The 4,428-nt window shown below is 70.4% G+C and carries 3 protein-coding genes and 1 pseudogene; 2 read left to right on the plus strand and 2 right to left on the minus strand.

Translation table 11 applies throughout. From position 1 onward, the window contains the following. Positions 1-628: pseudogene (locus tag AB0H32_RS46985) on the plus strand (hypothetical protein); the annotation flags it as partial. 324 nt (positions 629-952) lie between these two features. On the opposite strand, the gene AB0H32_RS46990 reads toward AB0H32_RS46985, so the two are convergent. Together AB0H32_RS46990 and AB0H32_RS46995 are read right to left on the minus strand one after the other, a co-directional pair. Next, entirely contained in the window at positions 953-1,501 is a 549-nt protein-coding gene (locus AB0H32_RS46990) for a transposase (protein WP_361135468.1), read from the minus strand. Between the two features lie 539 nt (positions 1,502-2,040). Then, positions 2,041-2,934 (minus strand): alpha/beta hydrolase fold domain-containing protein, encoded by an 894-nt coding sequence (locus AB0H32_RS46995; protein ID WP_361135471.1) that lies wholly within the window; start codon positions 2,932-2,934, stop codon positions 2,041-2,043. Positions 2,935-3,068: 134 nt separating this feature from the next. Between AB0H32_RS46995 and AB0H32_RS47000 the strand changes: the two genes are divergently transcribed. Beyond that, positions 3,069-4,010 carry a LysR family transcriptional regulator gene (locus AB0H32_RS47000; protein WP_361135474.1) on the plus strand — a complete coding sequence of 314 codons (942 nt, stop codon included), beginning with the start codon at positions 3,069-3,071 and terminating at the stop codon, positions 4,008-4,010. The last annotated feature ends 418 nt before the right edge of the window (positions 4,011-4,428 follow it).

Genomic DNA, 4,428 nt, shown 5'->3' on the forward strand with positions numbered 1-4,428 from the left:
GATCCAGGTCTACGACCTGCGGCACCTGTGGAAGATGAGCGACACCGGCTCCGCTTCGGTCGGGGTGGAGAGCAACGGCAACTCCTCGGCGCACTACAGCAACTGGGCGCTGCCCATGGTCGGCGCCTACTTCACCGGCAACGCGGGAGATGCGTGCAACGCCAGCGAGCCGTGCCTCACCTCGCTGAGCCTGGACCGCAGTTCCACGCCCGACGCCCTGGTCACCACCCAGATCGCGGACCACGGCGGCGGCCCGCTGATGCGCTGGCCGCTGAACGCGAGCACTGCCCTGCCGGACACCGACACCGCAGCCGACACCACGGGCACGGTCACCGCGTCCGCCGTCTACAGCGTGCCGATCTGGAAGGTGCAGGGCGCCGCGACGGACGGCACCTACTACTACTTCAGCGGCGAGTGCCCCGAGAGCGCGGGCACCACCGACTCCGACGTGCCGTACTGCATCCACCGCGCAGCCGTCGGGGCGGCCCCGCACGTCCTCACCCACGCCCCGCCGCTGACCCAGAACCTCTCCTACGCCCCTTCGTCCGGGCGCCTGTGGGGGCTCAACGAGCGGGAGAACACCACCACCGGAAAGCGTGTGGTCTTCTCCCTGGTGCCCTCCGCCTGAGGCAACTGTTGTCGTTGATCAGGGGCTGAAACAAACGGCGTTACGTGCACCGGCTGAAACAGCCTTCGCTCAGCCGGCTCCTGCAGTTCCTGCAGTTCCTGATCCGGCGCGGCCCCGCAGATGCCCGGCAGCGTCATTGGGTGTTCTGCGAGGTTCAGGGGGCTCTCGTAGTACCTGAAGGCGTGTTGTCCGCTCCGAGGTTTCACCACCAGTCGGCCGGCGGAAGCGGGCAGACCTGATAGCAGCATTCACCCGGTACGGCGGCCAGCGATGGGTACCGTCCGTTGCCTTTACTGCCCTACCCATTAAGCAGGTTGATCCTGATTAGCTGTTCCACGGCGAGTAGCCGGAGATCAGACTGAGTCGGCGAACGATCTCGACGTCGATGCCGAGGCCGGCGCCGTGGGCGACGACGGCGTCCTTGAACCCAGCGTCCACCCACGCCTTGGTCACCGTCGGTGCGGCGACACCGGCCTTGTCCAGCAATGCGATGCCGATCGCGTTGTCGTGCGCGCTCGCCACCACCGCCCTTACGGCGATGGCCAGCCCGAGGACATCGGTGGCGATGCCCCGCTTGCGGCCCGGGCTCTTCTTGCCCGCATCCAGCCGGGTGGTCTGGTGGGGCGCGTTCGTGGAGGCCCGCACGGTCTGGGAATCCAGCACGACGGCGGTGGGGTCCTCGAGCCGCCGACGCGTCTCGCGGACCTGCCAGGGCAGCAGGTCGTGCATGGCCTCGGCGGTACCGTCGTCGCGCCACTTGGCGAAGCAGCAGTACACCGCGCCCTTCGGCGGCAGGTCGTGCGGCAGAAAACGCCGCTGGCAGCCGGTGCGGCCTGGTACAGGATCGTGTTCACCGTCTCCCGCATCCGGCACGGCCCCGCATGCCCGCTGACCGAGGGGTGCCTCGCCTCCCAAGCGGTGAGGACCGGCCGGATCGACTCCCAGGCTTCAGCCGACGGGCCGCTCGGGTATGCAGGCCGTCCGTCCACGTCCACCCGCACACCGCACCGGCCGCCAACCACAAGACCCGGAACCGGACAACCCGTCTTCAAGTACTACGAGAGGCCTTGAACTGTCGCGGAGCACCCTCTCAGGAACTCAATTCGTCAAGGTCCTCCAGGATGTGCCGGGACTGTTGTTGACCGCACCTCCGCCGCCCCACGACCGCATCACCGAAGCCACGGCCTGCGTCGCCACCGACGGGGCGATGACGTCGGGTTCGAGGATGTGGCGACGTCGGGTTCGAGGATGGCATGGAAGTCCTCGCCGGCAAGCCTGGTGACGACCTCCTTCGTTCCGGAAGTTCGAGGCCTCCTGACGATGCCTGGGGAAGACTCAGGACGGTCCGCGGCGTTGCGAGGTGACTTCGGGCGAGCCGGTATCCGCACCGGCAGTCGGGGGTGCACGGGGCGTCACGGGCGCAGGTGCGCTCGCAGGAAGGCCGACGCGCGGTCCAGGGCTGCACCGGCTTCGTCCAGGACGACGGCGAAGGCCTGGAAGACGTGCGGAACGCCAGGGGTGATCTCGAGCGTGACGGCGACGTCATCGGCGGCGGCGCGAGCCGCCAGGCGCAGGGCGTCATCGAGGAGAACCTCGTGGGAGCCGGCCTGGACGAGCAGCGGCGGCAGGCCGGTCAGATCGGCGTGGACGGGGCTGAGCCGCGGGTCGTTGAGACCGGTTCCGGCGGCGTAGTCGCGGGCGCGGGTGCGCAGGGCACAGGCGGTGACGGACGGATCCACCTCCGCCTTGGAGGTGTAGCTGTCGCCGGTGACCGTCAGGTCGGCCCAAGGGGAGAACACGGCGGCACAGCACGGGCGGGGCAGACCGGCAGCCTCGATCTCTGCGAGCAGGGCCACCGCGAGGCCACCGCCCGCCGACTCGCCCGCGATGGCCACCTCGGAGGCGGCCGCTCCGCTCTCCAGCAGGGCGCGATAGGCGGCCAGTGCGTCGTCGAGCGCCGCCGGGAAGGGGTCCTCGGGCGCCAGCCGGTAGTCGACGGCCACCACGCGGGTGCCGCTGCGGCGTGCGATCTGGGCGGCGAGCGAGGCCGAGGCACGGGCGGAACCGACCGCGTACCCCCCGCCGTGCAGGTGGAGCACCACACCGTCCGCCCGGGCACCGGCGATGTCGACGTGGACAACCGGGACGCCGCCCAGCGTGTCCGGCGTGGTGATGACGTCGCCGGGCAAGGGCTGGGAGGTCAGCATCTGCTCGAACAGGGGGCGTTGGAGCGATACCTCTCCCCCCAGGTCGAAGGGGGAATCGCGGAGGATCTGCTTGACCGTCTCGCGCTGCTCAAGGCTCATCGTCGGGCTCCGGGTGCAGGGAAGAAGTGCGCGTCCTGTGCCAGGACGGCGACCGGGACCGTCCGGCCCCGAGTCGAGACTGCAGCGGATCGTAGCCATGCGTCCAATGAATGATCCGTATGTAGATTATGCGCATGACGCATATTGAGCGGGTGGATCTGAATCTGCTGGCGCCGCTCACCGCACTGCTCGAAGAACGCCACGTGTCCCGGGCGGCCGCGCGGGTCAGCCTCAGCCAGCCGGCCATGAGCCGAGCCCTGCAACGTCTGCGCGCGGCGTTCGGCGACGAACTCCTCGTACGCGGCGCCGAGGGATACCAGCTCACACCCCGCGCCGAACGCCTGCGTCTCCAACTCCGGTCCGTCCTCCCGCAGTTGGAGGCGATGTTCACGCACAGCGCCTTCGACCCCGCAACGGCCGCAGAAGTCCTCCGCATCACCGGGACCGACTACGCCACCGCGGTCTTGGGCCCCGCCCTCTTCCAGCGGCTCTTCCAGCAGTCACCCGACTCCCGGCTCACCTTCAGAGCCTGGCACGACGACGCCCTCGGCGATCTCGAACGCGGCCTGACCGACCTCGTCCTCACCGCAGTCCCCGCGCCCCCGGCCCTGCGCACCCAGCAGCTCCTCGAAGAGCGCTACGTCTGCCTCCTGTCCGCCGGGCACCCTCTCGCCGGCCGGGCCAGGCTGTCCCTGGACGAGTACCTCAGCTGCTCCCACATCGAGGTGACCGTCACCGAGGGACGTCAGGGGCTGCTCGACCAGCGTCTGGGCTCCCTCGCCGCCCCGCGCCACATCAGCCTGAGCGTTCCCCACCATGCCGTCGCGCCCCTGGCCATCCCCGGCACCGGGCTGGTCGCCACACTGCCCCGGCGACTCGTGGCACAGCACGCCACCGACCCCGGCCTGCGGTGCGTGCCCGCACCCCGCGAGATCGAGCCCATGACCTACCGCATGATCTGGCACCCGCGCCTGGACGACGATCCCGCCCAGAACTGGCTGCGCACCACCATCCGCGCAGTCACGGCCGAACTGCCCACCTTGCCCGACCCTGAACCCGCCGTACCGCGGCCCTGAGCGCACCCGGAGCCCGCCCCGGACACCGAGGCACCGAGGCACCGAGGCACCGAGGCACCGAGGCACCGAGGCACCGAGGCACCGAGGCACCGGACAGGATCACCGGGCGCAGAACGGCGCACGCCCCACGCACAGCACCCCCGGGGCGGGTGCGGCGCAGGCTGCGCTTCACCCCGGGGCGTACGGCGGTGAAAGCCGGCCTCGACGCACGCGCCGACCCGGCGGCGATCAGGACGGGGCAGTACGCCGCAGACGCGGGCGACACCTCGCCGGACAACCCCGTTGAAGCGCCGGCCACTGGCGAGCGCCCGCGACCGCCCCCTGGGCACCCACCCGCCGGCACTCGCCCTCGGCAATCGGGCACAGCCTCCTCACGCAGGAGAACCGAACGGACACGAAACGATATCCCTGGCCCGAA

It is taken from the genome of Streptomyces sp. NPDC020362, assembly GCF_040642095.1.
GTDB lineage: Bacteria > Actinomycetota > Actinomycetes > Streptomycetales > Streptomycetaceae > Streptomyces.

Bases quoted from the DNA above. Each gene is read 5' to 3' on its own strand.
- AB0H32_RS47000 (WP_361135474.1), top strand. From the start codon at position 3,069: ATGACGCATATTGAGCGGGTGGATCTGAATCTGCTGGCGCCGCTCACC.
- AB0H32_RS46995 (WP_361135471.1), bottom strand. From the start codon at position 2,934: ATGAGCCTTGAGCAGCGCGAGACGGTCAAGCAGATCCTCCGCGATTCC.